The sequence below is a fragment of the Gilvimarinus gilvus genome (assembly GCF_030518155.1).
In the GTDB taxonomy this organism is placed as follows: Bacteria; Pseudomonadota; Gammaproteobacteria; order Pseudomonadales; family Cellvibrionaceae; genus Gilvimarinus; species Gilvimarinus gilvus.
On the sequence record NZ_JAULRU010000715.1, the window covers coordinates 1 to 359 of the forward strand.

The following is a 359-nucleotide window of genomic DNA, read 5'->3' on the forward strand; positions in this document are numbered from 1 at the left end:
GCTCGAACGACACGCCGTTGAGCGCGCGGACCAGTGCGTGGCCTTTGAACAGCCCGCGGGATACTTCGTAATGCCGGGTCAATTCCCGGGCAGTCAGAACCACGGCCATTACGCCACCTCCTGGTTCAGCGGGTAGAAGCAACGCACCAGGCTGTGCGCCTGAGGGTCGAGGGGCGGGCGCTGGCGCCGGCAGTTGTCCTGTACATAAGGGCAGCGCGGCGACAGCAGGCAGCCCACGGGGCGGTCGTAGCGGCCAGGCACGATGCCGGGCAGGGTGGCCAGGCGTTCGGCGCCAAGGCTGTGTTCGGGGATGGCCGCCAGCAGGGCTTCGCTGTAAGGGTGGGCCGGCAGGTCGAACA

1 protein-coding gene is annotated in these 359 nt (G+C 68.2%); it reads right to left on the reverse strand.

What is annotated here, in order from left to right:
• Nucleotides 1–108: 108 nt before the first annotated feature.
• A partial coding sequence (locus QWI17_RS18095) for an oligopeptide/dipeptide ABC transporter ATP-binding protein (protein ID WP_368045365.1) occupies nucleotides 109–359 on the reverse strand: 251 nt, incomplete at its 5' end.